The 14,521-nt window shown below is 62.4% G+C and carries 11 protein-coding genes and 1 tRNA gene; 4 read left to right on the forward strand and 8 right to left on the reverse strand.

Features of this window, described 5'->3' with window-relative positions:
- Positions 1 to 50 precede the first annotated feature (50 nt).
- Genes H6M51_RS08140 through bcsA form a run of 4 tightly spaced genes read right to left on the reverse strand, consistent with a single transcriptional unit; the run spans position 51 to position 7,562 of the window.
- Complete coding sequence (locus H6M51_RS08140) at positions 51 to 1,949, reverse strand: hypothetical protein (RefSeq protein WP_185809388.1); 1,899 nt, start codon at positions 1,947 to 1,949, stop codon at positions 51 to 53.
- Positions 1,928 to 3,019: a glycosyl hydrolase family 8 gene (locus tag H6M51_RS08145; protein ID WP_185809389.1), complete on the reverse strand. Its 1,092-nt coding sequence runs from the start codon at positions 3,017 to 3,019 to the stop codon at positions 1,928 to 1,930. The genes H6M51_RS08140 and H6M51_RS08145 overlap by 22 nt, the downstream gene beginning before the upstream one ends.
- Complete coding sequence (locus H6M51_RS08150) at positions 3,016 to 5,334, reverse strand: cellulose biosynthesis cyclic di-GMP-binding regulatory protein BcsB (protein WP_185809390.1); 2,319 nt, start codon at positions 5,332 to 5,334, stop codon at positions 3,016 to 3,018. The genes H6M51_RS08145 and H6M51_RS08150 overlap by 4 nt, the downstream gene beginning before the upstream one ends.
- A complete protein-coding gene (gene bcsA, locus H6M51_RS08155; protein ID WP_185809391.1) occupies positions 5,331 to 7,562 on the reverse strand; it encodes a UDP-forming cellulose synthase catalytic subunit in 2,232 nt (743 codons plus the stop codon). Before bcsA ends, H6M51_RS08150 begins: the two co-directional genes overlap by 4 nt.
- 563 nt (positions 7,563 to 8,125) lie before the next feature.
- Between bcsA and H6M51_RS08160 the strand changes: the two genes are divergently transcribed.
- Positions 8,126 to 9,100, forward strand: a complete 975-nt coding sequence (locus H6M51_RS08160) for a GlxA family transcriptional regulator (RefSeq protein ID WP_185809392.1) — start codon at positions 8,126 to 8,128, stop codon at positions 9,098 to 9,100.
- A 490-nt stretch (positions 9,101 to 9,590) separates the two neighbouring features.
- Here H6M51_RS08160 and H6M51_RS08165 read toward each other — a convergent pair.
- Positions 9,591 to 9,665: transfer RNA gene (locus H6M51_RS08165), tRNA-Gln, on the reverse strand.
- A 170-nt stretch (positions 9,666 to 9,835) separates the two neighbouring features.
- Between H6M51_RS08165 and H6M51_RS08170 the strand changes: the two genes are divergently transcribed.
- The gene (locus H6M51_RS08170; RefSeq protein ID WP_185809393.1) at positions 9,836 to 10,396 is read left to right on the forward strand and encodes a type 1 glutamine amidotransferase domain-containing protein; all 561 of its coding nucleotides are present in this window, start codon (positions 9,836 to 9,838) and stop codon (positions 10,394 to 10,396) included.
- Positions 10,397 to 10,481: 85 nt separating this feature from the next.
- On the opposite strand, the gene H6M51_RS08175 is transcribed toward H6M51_RS08170, so the two are convergent.
- Complete coding sequence (locus H6M51_RS08175) at positions 10,482 to 10,808, reverse strand: hypothetical protein (RefSeq protein WP_185809394.1); 327 nt, start codon at positions 10,806 to 10,808, stop codon at positions 10,482 to 10,484.
- A gap of 112 nt (positions 10,809 to 10,920) precedes the next feature.
- Here H6M51_RS08175 and H6M51_RS08180 point away from each other — a divergent pair, with 112 nt between their 5' ends.
- Entirely contained in the window at positions 10,921 to 11,934 is a 1,014-nt protein-coding gene (locus H6M51_RS08180; RefSeq protein WP_185809395.1) for a hypothetical protein, read from the forward strand.
- A gap of 86 nt (positions 11,935 to 12,020) precedes the next feature.
- Positions 12,021 to 12,956: a DUF1499 domain-containing protein gene (locus H6M51_RS08185; RefSeq protein WP_185809396.1), complete on the forward strand. Its 936-nt coding sequence runs from the start codon at positions 12,021 to 12,023 to the stop codon at positions 12,954 to 12,956.
- A gap of 212 nt (positions 12,957 to 13,168) precedes the next feature.
- Here the strand turns inward: H6M51_RS08185 and H6M51_RS08190 are convergent, their stop codons facing one another.
- Positions 13,169 to 14,089: an MBL fold metallo-hydrolase gene (locus tag H6M51_RS08190; protein ID WP_185809397.1), complete on the reverse strand. Its 921-nt coding sequence runs from the start codon at positions 14,087 to 14,089 to the stop codon at positions 13,169 to 13,171.
- A complete protein-coding gene (locus H6M51_RS08195; protein ID WP_185809398.1) occupies positions 14,086 to 14,382 on the reverse strand; it encodes a cupin domain-containing protein in 297 nt (98 codons plus the stop codon). The genes H6M51_RS08190 and H6M51_RS08195 overlap by 4 nt, the downstream gene beginning before the upstream one ends.
- Positions 14,383 to 14,521 lie beyond the last annotated feature (139 nt).

Here is a 14,521-nt window from a genome sequence, read left to right on the forward strand (position 1 = left end):
GCGGTTCCTTTCAGATTTTTGTCCGATGCCGATCAGTCAGGCTCGCTCCGTCACTCCGTCTCGACCCTGCCCTTCTTCTCGTCCTTCTTGTTCTTCTGCAGCAGCCAGGTCAGCAGGTCGGGTGTTTCCTTCGGCTTGGCCGGCGGTCGCTTGGCCACAACCTTCGGGCGATAGACCTTGACGTTATCGAGGGCTGCGAACTTCTCGCCATATTGGCTCTTGATCGCAGCGACGCGTCCCCAGTTCTTCGCCCGCGAGGCCAGAACGGCGAGGCCGACAACACCACCCTCCGTCGGTTCCCATTCCACGGATTGCTGGAACAGACGCGTGGCGTCCTTGGTGGCCTTGTTGTCGAGGCGGTGCCATGCGAGCGCCTGCGCACCCAAGGCCGATTTCTGCTCGAAGACATAAGCCTCAAAGGTTTTCAGCTCCTCCTCTGAGGGTACCAGAGGCGTCTCCTGATCGGTGAGGCCGGCCGATACCAGCTCAATATAGATCTTCTTCAGCTCTGGGGTCTGCGTTGCGTATTGACGAGCCAGTTGAAGTGCCTCATCGCGGTGGTCCATGTTGCGCAGTGTGAGGATGACGCCTTCGATGCTCTTCAGGCTGGTTGCCATGCGCGTGGCACTGACGAACCAGTGATAGGAGGCCTCCCAGCTTTGCTGGCCATAATAAAACCAGCCGAACAGCTCAGCATCGGCGGCGGAGAATGAGCGCTGGACATAGTCGCTGAAGCGCTGCAGTTCGTCCAGCGTCAGCCCTGTCGCAGGGGTGCCTTCGGCGATCTGGCCCATCTTGCGCCGGACGAGATCGAAAGAGACGTTGTCGAACTCTCCCGTGCCGTCAGGTAGGATCGCGCCGAGAGCAACCAGTGAACGGGTACCAGCCTCAGGCAGAAGCAGGCTTGCCTTCTGCACGGTCGACAGCCGCTCGTTCGGATCCTCGCAGTTTGTGACGATGTATTTGTAGAGATCGAAGGCGCGGGCAAAGTCACGCGACTGGGCGAGTGCTTCGGCCGTGATCCACATGGTGTTCATCTCGGCGCAGACCATCAGCTGCGGCGAGCCCTCGGCAAGGCTTACGACCTGGGCCCAGTTGCGCTGGGCGTGGGAGCGCTCCATCAGCCTGCGGGTCTCGGCCAGAGCCAGCTTGTCGAGGAGTTCCTGGCTGGGCTTCCAGTTGGGGTTCTCGCTCTGCAGCTTGGCCATCTCTGTGCGGACCCGGACGTAGTCACCGCTGCCAAAGATATCCCACAGCGGCTGTTCGGAGACGTTGGTCGGAGCATCGAACAGGTCTTCCGGCGCATCCCAGTTGGGATAGAGGGCCTTCAGGCGGCGCAGTTCCGCGCCAAGCCGCTTCAGGTCTCGTGTCTGGGCATAGTAACGCAGCGCCGTGTCGTCCACCTGCGGCCGGGTCGCAACCACGGGCTCCTCGGCCTGCTGGCTGAGCCGGGCGATCTGGAGCTCTACACTGTCGCGAGACGATGCGGCTGCCGGCGCCTGGGCGCTGACGGCCGAAGGTGCAGGTTGGACGGCCGGTCTGCTTGCCACCGTGGCCTGGCTTGGCCCGAATGGATTTTCCCCGGGCGCGACATCGCGGATCACAGGGCTCGCAGCCTGGGGCGCCATGGCCGTGGGGGCTGTCGGCTCCGGCATTGCGGCCGGCAGTACGATCTGGGCGGCAGCCGGTGCCACGGGCATCACCGGCTGCGGTGCTGCCATGGTCGTCGGAACGACGGGCGGCAGGTTCGGCGCCGCGACCGGCGCAAAGCTCGGCATGGCTGGCTGCACGCCTGCCGGCACGGAGACATTGGAGAGCACCACGCCGCCGGGAACGACGACGCCCATGGCGGGGAAATTCTTCACCGCGTCTCCTGTGGCCTGGCTGAGGGGAATGATCGTGCAGGCACCGAGAAGAAGTGCAGTTTTCAGGGGAAATCGGTCAAACATGTGGGATACCTTTCAGCGATCGCCATGAGGCTGAGCACATGGAGCGTGGCGGGGTAATAGTCTTGGGAGCTGAAGTCAGAGAGAAGGGCGACATCGGGACGTCGGCCCAGGCTGCATTCGACGAGGCCGGCGACAGCTTGGTAGCCGGGACCGGGCATTGGGGCGAGACGGGTCGCGGTTGCGAGTTCGACCACGGACATCGAGGCGGGTCCGAACTGCTTCCAGTGCGCGGCAAAGACCTCGAGAATGTCCGGGTAGTCGCGCGAATACCACGCCAGATAAAGCGGAACGCGGATCGCATCATAGCCGAACTGAGAGGGATAGCCGCTTGCGGGGCGTGGCATCTCGTTGGAAAGCGAGACCCAATCTGCCGGCAATCTCGCAGGACCGAAGCGGGCTTCGCGGAGCAGGCGTACACCGCTGTCCATGAGAGCTTCAGACGGAAAGCGGTTCGACAAGCGTCCGAGATCAACGATCGCCGGAAAAATCCAGTAGGCCATGTTGACCACCGGACCATCCGGCTGGTCGTTTGCCCCGAAGCCCTGAACACCGGGAAGGAGGACGAGGCCATGCGCCGTATCGATCGCGGTCCGGGCATTGATCGCGTCTGATATCCGCTGGGCTTCCCTCAGCAAATCAGGCTCGTTCCAACGCTGGCCGGCGCGCATCAGTGCCCAGGCGATGAGCAGATCGCCATCGGTCGCGTTGTTGCGATCGGTGATCGGCGGCATCTGAGACGGATCCCAGCGCCAGGCGGCGAGACCGTCCTCCCGGACAAAGAGATTTGCCTTCGTCCACCGCCAGATGCGATCGAAGCTGTCGCGATCATCAGCCGCCTCGGCCATCAGCATGCCATAGCCCTGGCTTTCGCTGTGGCTGATCCCACCGGCCCGGTTGTCAACCACCCGCCCCTCTTCGGTGAGGAAGTTGTGGCGATAGACGAGCCAGGCGCCGACGGCGAGGTCGGCCGCAGGATTTTCCTCCAGCTGCGACCGCACCGCAGTCGCAGCACCCGTAAACAGGGAGCAACTCAAAAGCAGAAACGACAGGATACGAGTGCGTGTCTTCACGATTTCCGTCCCTGCCTCAAGACGACGAAAGTCGAAGCGCCGAGAAGGATTGCGATGATGATCTGCGCGATGGTGAACTCCCGGGCATTGTTGGAGAACCAGCCGGCCACGATAAGTCTACCGTTCTGCAGGCTGAGCGGCTTCGTTTCATAGAGACGCTCATGGGCAGCCAGTTTGCGCTCGACCAAGGTCCCGTCGCGCTTGAGGGCATAGACCGCGCCGCCAAGACGACCCCAGACATCCCTCTGCACGAGGCTTCGCAGGCCCTCGGACAGGACTGCCGGCTCGCGCACTGCGACGACCGTCCAGGCATCACGCTCATTGACGAGACGCTGGGCCACCAGCATGTCCGCCTCGCCGCTCACCTGGTAGACGGCATCGTCGGAGAGGACAGTGCCGTCTTCGACGAGACCCAGTTGAGCGGCCTGAATGCGGATGCGAGTGCTGATCCCATCGAAAAGCTCGTTCGCCCTTTCCCGCAAGCGGGCAACGAGAGACGTCGGGCCTAAATCGTCTGCCGCCACCGGAGTGCCGTCGATGGAAAGTGCTGGGGCAGCCTCTTCGACCGGGGCGCTGCTCGGATCGGCCAAGTTCTGATCGATCGACAGGCCGAGATCACTCGCGACCGGATTGAGGTTGATCCCAAGATCCGACTGCAACTGACCCGAAAAACCGGAGAAGGTGCCAAAGGCCAAAAGCGGGCCTTCACGATCCAGCGGCCAGCCGGAGGTCACCGAAACGGAGCTGACCTCGCGCGATACGTAGGCCATTTTCGCCAAAAAGGTTCCGGCGGCACCAAGGACGGCGTCATCCATGTTCTCAACGTAGAGCGGCATGGACGCATCATCGTCGAAGTCCGCCTTTCCGGCGGAGACCACGGCGAGATCCGGCGCATGGCCAATCTGGGCGAAAGCCGGGATGTTGAGCGTGCTGTCACCCTTGATGAAGAAGCGCGCCGTTGTGTTGCCGAGGGTCGAGGGGTCGCAGACCGCATCGGATGCCGCGTGCAGTTCCGCCTCGAACTCGATGACGTTGTAACCCGGTCTGAGCTTGTTGAGAGGGATCGGCAGCACCTGGCCGTCGATGCGGCCGGAGCGCGCCTCACCGAGCCGGATGTTTGCGACCGTGTCACCATTGGCGCGGACGACCATCTGGGCCGTCGGCGAAAGTCCGGCGGCGTATTCCGCATTCAGTTTCAGGTTGGCGGCACCGTAGTCGCCCGGGTAGAAATCCGCCGGCAGACTGAAGGCGATCGCCTGCTGGAAATGACGACCGGCAAAGGGACGGGACACGAAACCGAGTTCGGCCAGGGTGTTGACGCTGCCGGACTCGAGCAGGCGACCCCGACGATTGCCAAGCGCCCGACGCCCCTGGGGTGAACCGTCGGTGATCTCTGTCTGGGCGCGCAGCGTAAAGTCCCTGATTGTGCTCGCCAGTTCATCGGCGGTCCGAGCCGCCACGACCATACGGCTCCTTCCGGTGGACGGATCTATGTCGAATTGGACGCCGGACTGCTGTGGCACCACACCGATGAGGTCGCGCACCGTGCCGAAGGTGCCGACCACGAGATCGATGCCAGGACCCGATCCGGCACTGTTTCCTACGGTGACCACAGGTCGATCGAAATGGCCGAGAATGGAGAGAGCCTGCACGACGGCAAAGGTACGATCGATATCCTCGCCGGCGGCGCCACGGGGAATGAGGCCGTTGATGGCGGCATGGCCATTGACGTCCCGGCTGTAGGCGAGAAGCGTCGAGACATCGCTGGGGTCATCCTTGGCATTACGGGTGAAGACGAAGCCGCTGCGTGCCGGATCGATCTGCGTCCACAATTCATAGGTCGCCTCGACGGAGCAATCGACGCGATGCGATTGGTCCAAGAGAACAGTCACGGCATTATAGCCGGGCTGAAGAAGGCCCTTCGGCAGCTCAAGCTCGACCTGATGGGCGTCACCGGACTTCAGGTTCACCGAACCGATGTCACGATCATTGACAAAGATGCGCATCGCCGAGCGTTCCGGTGCGACCGAAATCGCCGTTTGCAAGGTGATGATCAGCTTGGCTGAACCCGTCATTTCCGAGGGCAGCACGACGAAGGGATATTCGCGATTGGCGGTCTCGCCGGTGAAGAACAGGTCCTGCTTGTCTGCTATGAGACGGCGGATCTGGCTTTCATCCTGGAAATATTCCTTGGTCTCGGTCTGAACCTTGACCTGCGGTGCGAGAACAAAGCCGGCGGAGGTGGCTGCGGCTGATGGCGAGGCGGCAAGCAGCAGGCCGACGATCGCCAGCGAAGAGAGGTGTTTCCTGATCATTCTCCGGCCTCCTGGTGACGTACCGGGGCAGCGGCCAGAGCGGCGCCGGCAAGAGGTTTCAGTCTTTGCGGCTCGGCCTTTTCGGTCGGCTTGCCACCGAGCGCGACGCCGAGTGCGGCGAGCGGGCATGTGATCGCCCAACGCAGAATGCGAATGCTGCCGGCGATCATGCTCTTGGGACGTTGGCGCAGGGCACGCTGTTCACGGACCACCGACATGTCGTGCATCAAAAGTTCTGCGATGATCGGGAAGTGATAGGGCTCGGCATCGAAGTGCAGGGCGATGGCCCCGTCTTCGTCGGGTGCTCCGCCGGCAATGCTGACGGGCAAGGACGTCACGATCATCGTCGAGGACACGTTGAGCAACTGAAGACGACCATATTCACCCTTGCGCAGCATGCGGGAGGCGCCCTGTGCGGGTATGAGCTTGGCACCCTTGGCGGAAGCCTCGGTGATTGCCCCGCGCAGGACGGTTTCGCCGAACTGCAGCTCGACATTGGTGCGCAGCGGCAGCTCGACGCCTGCGAGGTCCTGGCTCCGTTCGGTGACGACTCCCAGCGCACAGCCGGCGATCATCAGGTTCATCCAGTTCCAGGCACCGACGATCAGGAGCAGGCTCGAGATCTCCGGCTCGGTGTTGTAGCGATAGGCCGCGACAAACAGTGTGAAGCACAGGATACCGAAGATGATGAAGTAGGGCAGCGAGAGTTCCGAAAGACGGTCCTGCTTCAGGGAGACGCCCTTGGCAGTCACCTTGAAGGTCGGGCTCTTCGGCTTCAGGATCACGCTGATGATCGCCTGGAACAGATAGACCGACTGGACATATTCGTAGAGCTCCGAAATCCAGGGCCAGCGGACGCTGCCATAGAGGTAGCTGCGGACCATTTCCCCGACGATCAGATACATGACCGTATAGGCGAAGAAGTCTTCAAAAGACGCGACGAAGATCTTCATGTCGAAAAGGATGAAGAGCAGCGGGGCGACGAAGAAGACCGAGCGGACGAAGGGGAAGAACCAGAAGAGCGAGCTCGAGATGTAGCTCAGGCGCTGCGGCAGGGAGAGGCCGCGCTTGAAGAGCGGGTTCTTGAGCATCAGGATCTGCACCATGCCCTGGCACCAGCGCGAACGCTGACCGACGAAGCTGGCGAAGGTCTCCGGCTGCAGGCCCGAAATCAGTGGCTTGTCGATATAGAGGCTGTTCCAGCCACGGGAGTGGAGTTCGAGGGCGGTCTCGCAATCCTCGGTGATGGTGATACCCGAAAAGCCGCCGACCTCTTCCAGGGCTTCACGGCGCAGGACCGCAGCCGAGCCGCAAAAGAAGGATGCGTTCCAGCGGTCGAGACCCTTCTGAATCTTGCCGTAGAACATCTCGTTCTCGGAAGGCATGCGGCCGAAGGTTCCGAGATTGCGCTCGATCGGATCCGGGTTCGAGAAGAAGTGCGGTGTCTGGACGAGGAACAGGCGCTCATCCTCCAGAAAATAGCCGACGGTCTCGCGCAGGAAGTTGCGTTCCGGAGCATGATCGGCATCGAAGACGACCACAAGATCGGCATGGGTGCGCCAGAGGGCGGCGTTCAGGTTGCCGGCCTTGGCATGCACGTTCTCCTGACGGGTCATGTAGACGGCGCCGAGGTCGCTGCAGAGATCCTTCAGGATTGCCGCGCGCTCCTTCGCCTTGGCGGCGGCGACCGGATCGTCGGCATTACGCTTCTGGTCGGTGCCGCCATCATCGAGGAGGTAGACGGTGAACTTGTCGGACGGATAGTCCATCGCCTTGGCCGCGGCCACCGTGAGCGCCAGAATCTCGCGATCTTCGTTATAGGTGGGAATGAAGACGTCGACCGTCGGACTCTCTTCGTCGGCAAGTTGTGGCGCTCGCGGGCGATCGATCGGATCGGCGACGACGAACAGGCTGATGCCGAGCATCATGATGCAGTACATCTCGGCGGCGTAAAGAATGACGCCAGGAACGAAGGAATAGAGATCTTCCAGCGGCGGAAGGGTGCTTGTCGTACGCCAATAGGCATATTGCAGGATCACGACGCTCGCCAGCGCCAGGAAGATATGGCGCCAGAAACCATCGAGCTTCAGCAACATGATGGCGCCGAGAAGGACGATCACGATAATGGAAAGGTTGAAGCGCGCGGCATGGCCGACGGGCTGGGCGATCAAGACGAACATCGCCACGACGATGGCCAACCAGATTGCATAGCGAAGTAAATTTCGCACGGCTCGGGACTCCTCATGAGTTCAATCGTCGATTAACCCGGGAGTGCCCTGCCCGCTTCACTGCGCTCTCGAATGCGTCCCCGAATTGAGGCACGTCAAGAAAAAGGCGGAGGCGGCAAGACCCGAAAAGTTAATCTTGACTTAACGTTAGGAGCCGCTCGTGGGGGATGGAAAGTGCAGACTGTCACCGACTTGCACAGTTGTCGGAATCTTGTCGCAAAATGTCCGAATAGTTGCGCTGCAACATAAAGATCACAGACCGAAATTCCGCAATTTATAACCAAAAAAGGTCTGCCAATCCAGTAAAATTGTCATATACGATTTGTTATAAGCGATATCCAAGACATGCATAAAAATTGCGACTTACCTGAATAAACAGAATCCATTCTATACCAAATACAATGTCGATAACTATTTGCGCTGATTATTTTTTATCCACTCTTTGTTCAAAAAATGCTCAATTATATTATTTTTTAGACAAGAATGACGGATGAAGGCGATCGAGACACTAGGAACCGACGGCGATGCGGACAGTGATGATTGTGCTGCGCAGCAATTGCGGAATGTTAGATCTGGCCTCCTTCGTCGAGGCCTTGCGGTCAGCCCGGGATCCCAACGGCGACGCGTCCTATCTGCTAACAACTTGCGCTTGTGGACAAGGCAGCCTTCAGGCCGAAGAACCCTGGATCCGCGTCCAGGCCGCCCATGACATCACCAGCGCGCCCACAGATATCGACACGCTGATCCTGCCGAACTGCTCGGTCAGCGCCCTGCAAGACCAGGATGTCGAATGTAGTGCAGTTCTTGCCCGGCGCGGCGCGGCGGTGAGACGGATCGTTGCGCTTGGAAACGGCCTCCTGCTGGCCGCGCATGCCGGGCTGACGCGCGGCCTCACGGTGGCGGCCGACAGCAATGTCGGCGAACGTCTCTCGACAATCTGCGATCAGACCGTCGTTGACCCCAATTACGATTTGCACAAGAGCGGCAAGATCTGGAGCGCACGCGGGCCGGCCGTCGGGCTATCGCTTGCCCTGGCCCTGATCGAGGAGGATCTGGGATATGACGCAGCCATGGATGTCAGCCAGCGTTTTACCGACCGGTTTCCGGACATGCGTCCCCGCTTCGCCAATGGCGGTGCAAATCTGGTGAATGGAGATCGACGGAGCCCCGTCGAGCGCATTCAGCAGTGGGTGATCGCCAACCCCTCGGCCGACCTTACCGTCGGCCGGCTTGCCAGCATGGTCGCGATGAGCGAACGCACCCTGTCACGCACCTTCAAGCAGAGGACAGGTCAGACGGTGGGCGATTTCGTGCTGTCCGTCCGGCTTGCTTATGCCTGTGAGATGCTTCGCTCTGGGGAGCGCAAGATCAAGGATGTCGCCCGATTGGCAGGACTGGGCAGCCAGACGAACATGCGCCAGCTGTTCATCAGCCGCTATGGTCACCCGCCTTCGGAATTTCGCAAGCTCGAAGCGCAGCCCGCAATGGACGACGAGAACATAGTACCCTTTCGCAGGGCGTTGTCGGCCCGCTTGTGAGCGCCTGATCAACGGCAACGTGCCCCGCAAGCTATCGACGCTCATGTGGCATACACCGGCGCCCTGCCCTTTGTCGGTCAGGCCGCAAGCTTTGCATAAGCCCCTTGCCGCTTCATCAGTTCGGCATGGTTGCCGACATCGACGATGCGGCCCAGCTGCATGACGAGGATGCGGTTGGCATTGCGGATGGTACCGAGCCTGCGGGCAACGACCAGCGTCGTGCGGGCGATTTTGGACTGCTACTCCCGCGTCGCCCTATCCACAATCAGGATCGGCCGCTCACTGGGAAAAAGTGCGGACGCTCAACACACGCTGCTTCTGGCCAGTTGTACGCATGACACAGCATTCGCCGAAGACGGTGTCCACTCGCTTTGGCGGGTCCTCCCGCAAGGCCGACAGCGGGCCACCGCCGAATCCTCCAGCACCTCATCATCGCTTACTGAAGTCGCAAGCGCAGCACGGCTATCCCATGGCAGACCGGCTGCGATAATGGCTGGGGCGCCAGGATTCGAACCTGGGAATGTCGGTACCAAAAACCGATGCCTTACCGCTTGGCGACGCCCCAACAGGATTTGAGCGACGATGACGCGCTGCAAATCGCGGCCTGATTAGCAAAGGGAAAGCCGGGCGGCAACACCTTGAGGAGGGGTCTTTTGCGTTTTTCCCGGAACGATGCCGCGGCGGCGTCGTTTCCTTGTCATCCCCCACGACAAAAACCAAGGAAAAGGACCTCCCATGCCCTCCATCACTTCCGCCCGCATTCTCATTCTCGCCACCCACGGCTATGAGCGCTCCGAGCTTCGCGTGCCGCTGGAACAGCTGACGGCGAAGGGTGCAAAAGTCACAATCGCCTCGCTTGAAAAGGCGCCGATCAAGAGCTGGGACGAGGACAACTGGGGCGACACGGCTGACGTGGATCTCACGCTTGACGAGGTGCAGATCGATGATTTCGACGCTCTCGTCATTCCCGGCGGCCAGATCAATCCCGACCTGTTGCGCAAGGAGGAGAAGGCCGTCGACCTGGTCAAGACCTTCCTCAATTCCGGCAAGACGGTTGCCGCCGTCTGCCATGGTCCGTGGCTTCTGATCGAAGCCGGTGGCATCAAAGGCCGCAAAGCGACCTCCTACTCCTCGATCAAGACCGACATGATCAATGCCGGCGCAGTCTGGCGGGACGAGGCCGTGGTCACCGACCAGGGCATCATCACCTCCCGCAATCCCGGCGATCTCGACGCCTTCGTCGCCAAGATCATCGAGGAGATCGAGGAGGGCCGGCACGAGCGCCGCGCGGCCTGATTCCTTCTTTCAAGCCTGTAAAACAAGCCAGGAACCCGGCGGGAGACCGCCGGGTTTCTGGTGCTTTGCCGCCCGGGATTCCGCTTCAGCCGGGAATGGACGGTATTTCGCGTTTCAGGTCGGGCTCGTCATGGATGAACGTGAGCTGCAGGGTGGCCATGCGCTCGGCCGAGGGATCACGGATGGTGCCGAGCCTGGCCGGAGTCTCGACCGCGATGCCGCCTTCACCCAGCGCTTCCAGCAAGCCTGCAAAGGCGCCGGCGGGCAGGGTGAAACGGATCGTGTTCATCAGGTTGGAATACATGTGCACGTCATCGATCCAGCCGCCAAGGCGGTTGACGGTATCGAAGACGAAACTTGTCGCCGCTTTGCGCTCGATACGCGTGACGGCATTGAGCATCACGATGGCCATGAATGCGCTCCCTTTTCGTCACCAGAGAGTGCAGCGGCCGGCGGTGACAAATCAAGCCTCCTGTGAAATAGGCTTCACGCTGCGGCTTGCCGCGCGGGATGGGACGAGGTGGATGAAGAAGCAGAAGCCCCACAGGAAATCGGAGCGGAATGCCGCGAGGCGCGGAAGTGCAAAGCCTGGTCGGCCCCAGCCGGGTGGCGGGTCTCTCCACGTCTCGGGCCGGAAGGCGGAAGACATCCCTGGCGCGGCCGTAGCCTCAGGCGTCATGACGGCCGCCGAGCGTTTGCGCGCCGGTGCTCGAACCCGGGAGTTCCGGATCGCCTTCGGCGTCTTCCTGGCCGGCGTGCTCACAGTCGCCGCCTCGCTTGGCATTCCCCACGAATTCGCCTTCTTCGAGCTCGGCTATCTCTTCACCTTGTCCATCTACGATCTCGTGCTTGCCATGCTCGGCCTGTCAGTGGCGATCGGCATGGCGCAGCGGCGGAGCGAGGTCGTCTCGATCGTCGTCGCCTTTATCGCCGTCGTCGCGCCGATGCTGCTCTTCTTCGACCCGATCTTCAGCGCCATCCTGCAAAGCCCGCTCGGTCACGAGCTTTTCCTGATCGCGCCGGTGGCCGTGTTGCTGTCGGGTCTCGTTCTGTGGCTGCCGGCGCGGGTTCGCCGTCTTGCCGCACCGTTCGCGGCCGCCGTGGTCGGCTTTTCCATATCGCTCTTCATCGGGCTTGATGATTTCGGCATCGGTATCAAGGAGTTCGCGTTTTCCGCCGTCCTCGGGGCGCTGTGGATCCTGGCCGTTCCCGGTCTCATGCTGCGCCCCTTCCGCGGTGCCTGGCTCACCATTCCGGCGCGCATTATCGGCTCCTGGCTGATGGTGATCGCGGTCATCGTGACCGTCTCGCTTTACGTGCCATTGACGCCGGATGCGCCGCCGCTTGCCGATGCGAGCCAATCCGACGGCGGCATGACGCCGGATGCGCCAGCGCTGCCACCGCTCGATCCGGCGATCGAAGAGGGGCTGATGGAGGCTCCCGACAGTTTCGGCGAAGCCCCCGGTGACGGCGGCATGCCGGCGCCGGAACTCGGCGACAATCCGCTTCTGGGTGGCGGACGCAGCCGACAGCCATGAGGCACGGTCGACCGCATTGCCTGTCGACGCTTTCAGCGCCAGCCGTTACAAGCGGTCAGTGTCGCCTCTGATTCCGGTAGAACCTGATGCAAATCCGCTATGACCGTCCGGTGTCCCGTTCCGCCTTTCTGGCGCGGCGGCTCGCACTGTTTTCGCTCGGCATGCTGCTGATCGTCGTGCTGGCGCATCGCTTCGGGCCGCTGGCGACGCCGGATTTCGTCATGCTGGTTCTGGCAACGGCGGTACCGGCTGCCCTTGCCGTGCCGCTGGCGTTCCTGGGTCTCGCAAGGCTCTGGCAGATCGGGGCGCTCGGCGGTGTCGCATCGGCCTGGGCACTGATCTATGCCCTCCTGCCGCTCGCCCTGCCGGGTTACGGCTACTACCTCTATCTCACCAAGCCGAAGCTGACGGAGGTTTCGACCGACCTGGCCGACCGCCCCGGCTTCATTTCCGCACCGGATGCGGCGCAGCATCTCCTGCCGCGCCCTGCCCTTCCGGCCAATGCCGCCGAGGCGCAGCTCGAAGCCTATCCAGGTCTCAACGGTCGGCGCTACGAGGGCGCGATCGACCGCGTCTATGAGGCGGTGCGCAAGGTCGCGGCGGAAAACCGGCTGGTGGTGACGGCGAGCCGTGGCGAGGAATATGGTCTGCCGGAGCTTGAACTGCGCCCGACGACCGAAAGCCCTGCCGAGGCGGAGGCTGACGGGGCTGCAGCCCCCGCCCAGGAGGCCCTGCCGGAAAGCGGGCCGCTTCCCACGGCGCGGCCCGAGCCAAGCCTCCTTCTGCCGCTCGCGAACGACGAGCCGGAGGGCACGGCACGGCTGCAGTTTTCCACCCGCACCCTGGTGCTTGGGCTTCCCTTCGACGCGGTGGTGCGCCTGCGCGAAGAGGCGGAAATGACGCTCGTCGATATCCGCGTTGCCTCGCGCTACGGGCCGCACGACCTCGGCATCAGCGACCGCATTGCAGAGGGCTTTCTGCATGCGCTTGATGCGGAACTTCTGGGGATTGCCGGGAACTGAGATTGGCCTTTTGCCGCTTGGTACCCCCCTCTGCCCTCCTGAGCTTGTCGAAGGGCGGGCATCTCCCCCACACGGGGGGAGAGCGGATGAACGCAGGCGCCGGCGACAATCTCCACTCTCCCCACCTGTGGGGGAGATGTCGGCGAAGCCTACAGAGGGGGGTGATCCAGGTGGTGCGGCGAACGGGGCAGGCCAAGGACCCGCAAGTCAATCTAACCCGGCCGATACTCCCCCGACAGCCGCGGCGGGCCGTCCGTGGCAATCAGGCCCTTCTCCACGAGATCCTCGATATGGGCGAGCACGGAGAGGGCAGCTGCCCCATGCAGGCGCGGGTCCGTGGTGGCGTAGATCACCTTGACCATGTCCGGGATCAGCCGGTCGCCCTTGCGGATGCGCTCCAGGACGGCGCGTTCGCGCAGGCGGCGATGGGTGCGCAGCGCCCGGACAAAGGCTTGAGGCTCGGTGACGGGGCCGCCATGGCCGGGCAGATAAAGCCGGTCCTGCCGCTCCAGAAGCCGGTCGAGCGAGGCCATGTAATCGCCCATGGCACCATCCGGAGGGGCGACGATCGAGGTGGCCCAGGCCATGACATGATCGGCGGAGAAGAGGATGCCGGTGCCTCCCAGCGCAAAGGCGGCGTGATTGGCGGTGTGGCCCGGCGTCAACACGGCGGTGAGACGCCAGCCCTCGCCCTCGACGGCCTCTCCATCCGCAATGGCTATATCGGGCACGAAATCGCTGTCAGCGCTTTCGGCAAAGGGGTTCACCTCGCCCTTGAAGAGCGGCCGGGCCGGGCGATGCGGGCCTTCGGCGACGATGACGGCGCCTTTCCTTTCCTTCAGCCGGCGGGCGAGCGGGGAATGATCGCGGTGCGTGTGGCTGACCGCGATATGGGTCACCTCCCTGCCCTCCAAGGCCGTCATCAGCGCCTCGAAATGCGCGTCATTTTCGGGGCCTGGGTCGATGACGCAGACGGATTTCTGACCGACGATATAGGTGTTGGTGCCGTGGAAGGTGAAAGGGCTCGGATTGGGTGCGGTCAGCCGCTGCACGCCTTCAGCCACCGGCACCGCCACGCCATGCAACGGCTCGAAGGCGGTGACGAATTGGGGCGTGGCCTCGTCTGCGCTCATTTGTATTCGATCTCGATGAAGCTCATCGGCTGGTCGCCGCCATTGATGACATTGTGCTCGACGCCGGCGTCGCGCCGATAGGCTTCGCCGGCCCTGGACGTGACCTGGCGCGAGCCTTCGGCATCCTCGATCAGGAAATGGCAATCGGTGAGCGGTACGACGACATAGCCGAGACCATGGGTGTGATGCCCGGTTGCGGCGCCGGGCTCGAAATCCCAGCGGGTGATGCGGGTGACGGCATCATCGAGGACCACGGTCGGGATGGCGGGCGGACGGGCGGAATAGCCGGGCATGGGCGAGGTCTCCGGGTGGGGCGTGGGGGCGCAACCTAACCTGCGCCTTCCGATGCGGCAATTGCCGGATTGGCGGTATCCGACCAATGCCATGACTGCCGCTCTGCCAGTCTCGCTGGGCCTGTGGTGCGGTCAGCCT

The sequence above is a fragment of the Rhizobium sp. AQ_MP genome (genome assembly GCF_014237835.1).
Taxonomy (GTDB): Bacteria; Pseudomonadota; Alphaproteobacteria; order Rhizobiales; family Rhizobiaceae; genus Allorhizobium.

Excerpts from the sequence above, each read along its gene's own strand:
- H6M51_RS08150 (WP_185809390.1), bottom strand. The coding sequence starts at position 5,334 with ATGATCAGGAAACACCTCTCTTCGCTGGCGATCGTCGGCCTGCTGCTT.
- H6M51_RS08160 (WP_185809392.1), top strand. The coding sequence starts at position 8,126 with ATGTTAGATCTGGCCTCCTTCGTCGAGGCCTTGCGGTCAGCCCGGGAT.
- H6M51_RS08195 (WP_185809398.1), bottom strand. The coding sequence starts at position 14,382 with ATGCCCGGCTATTCCGCCCGTCCGCCCGCCATCCCGACCGTGGTCCTC.
- H6M51_RS08190 (WP_185809397.1), bottom strand. The coding sequence starts at position 14,089 with ATGAGCGCAGACGAGGCCACGCCCCAATTCGTCACCGCCTTCGAGCCG.
- H6M51_RS08180 (WP_185809395.1), top strand. The coding sequence starts at position 10,921 with ATGAAGAAGCAGAAGCCCCACAGGAAATCGGAGCGGAATGCCGCGAGG.
- H6M51_RS08185 (WP_185809396.1), top strand. The coding sequence starts at position 12,021 with ATGCAAATCCGCTATGACCGTCCGGTGTCCCGTTCCGCCTTTCTGGCG.
- H6M51_RS08170 (WP_185809393.1), top strand. The coding sequence starts at position 9,836 with ATGCCCTCCATCACTTCCGCCCGCATTCTCATTCTCGCCACCCACGGC.
- H6M51_RS08140 (WP_185809388.1), bottom strand. The coding sequence starts at position 1,949 with ATGTTTGACCGATTTCCCCTGAAAACTGCACTTCTTCTCGGTGCCTGC.
- H6M51_RS08175 (WP_185809394.1), bottom strand. The coding sequence starts at position 10,808 with ATGGCCATCGTGATGCTCAATGCCGTCACGCGTATCGAGCGCAAAGCG.